The sequence below is a fragment of the Mycobacterium sp. E3298 genome, from assembly GCF_001666895.1.
In the GTDB taxonomy this organism is placed as follows: domain Bacteria; phylum Actinomycetota; class Actinomycetes; order Mycobacteriales; family Mycobacteriaceae; genus Mycobacterium.
Window position 1 is genome coordinate 1 of record NZ_LZJB01000358.1, and the last position, 1,172, is coordinate 1,172.

Consider the following 1,172-nt stretch of genomic DNA (forward strand, 5'->3'; position numbering starts at 1 on the left):
CGGCGGCGCAACTGCCGATCCAGCGCGGCGATGAACAAGCCCTCGCCCGCGCGACGGCACCCGAGAACGGCGCGCTCGTTCATGACGTCGCGCGTAAGCGCGGCGGCGGGACAGGCCGCGACCACGTCCAGCGACGCTCGCATATCCAAAGTGGTCACTACCCCGCACGACGGCGAGGCGCCGATGCCCACGATGCCGGCCACCGTGAACCCGGACCGCTGGTAGTCGGCGACGTCGCGAACCGCCTGCCGAGCCAATCGCCGATAGACCAGGCGGGTCCAGGCCACGAACGCGCGCAGCAACAGGCCGCGGAACGGGTACAGCAGGCCGCCCTTGGAGTGGTAGAGGGGCAGGCTGTGGGGTTTGAGCGCGCCGTTCTCGGGTGCCGTCGCGCGGGCGAGGGCTTGTTCATCGCCGCGCTGGATCGGCAGTTGCGCCGCCGCGGGCTGCAAGTGCCGGCGCTCGAGCACGACCTGGCAGCGGAGCTCCGCGGTGAACGGCAGAACCTGCTGGCCGAGGATGCGGTGCGGACCCTGGGTAGTAAAGCTCCGCTTTCCGGCGCCGCAGCACCCTAATCAACGCTGCATCTCGCACGTCAACTGCTAGGCGCGGGTGCGCGCGGATCGTCGACCCGCTAGCCCTCGTCCGCGTTCGCGAGAACCACTCGCGTGCCCTATTATCTGCGTATGCATGCAGGTACGCGGACAGCGCTCCGATGAGCGCGGGAAGCGAACACCATCACCACGAGCACGCACATGCGCACGGGATTCGCGGCCTCGTAGCCCAACTGCGTCCGCACAGCCACGACGCCGCCGACAGCGTGGACACCGCCCTGGAATCCAGCGCGATCGGCATCCGGGCGGTCAAGATCAGCCTCGTCGGACTGGGCGCTACCGCGGCCGTGCAGGTGGTGATCGCCGTCCTGTCGGGATCGATCGCGCTGCTCGCCGACACCATCCACAACTTCTCGGACGCGCTCACCGCCGTCCCGCTCTGGATCGCGTTCTCGTTGTGCCGCCGCGCGCCGACCCGCCGCTACACCTACGGCTACGGCCGCGCCGAGGACATCGCCGGCTTGTTCGTCATCGGCATGATCACGCTGTCGGCGATCGTCGCCGGCTACGAGGCCGTCCTGCGGCTGATTCACCCCGTCGCCATCGGCCACGTGGGTT

General features: G+C 69.4%; 1 protein-coding gene and 1 pseudogene. One reads left to right on the top strand and one right to left on the bottom strand.

The features are described 5' to 3' along the window. A pseudogene (locus A9X05_RS16670) lies at positions 1-470 on the bottom strand (hypothetical protein); the annotation flags it as partial. Between the two features lie 245 nt (positions 471-715). Here A9X05_RS16670 and A9X05_RS16675 point away from each other — a divergent pair. Next, positions 716-1,172, top strand: a 457-nt coding sequence (locus A9X05_RS16675; protein ID WP_156736779.1) for a cation diffusion facilitator family transporter, incomplete at its 3' end; no start/stop codon positions are given.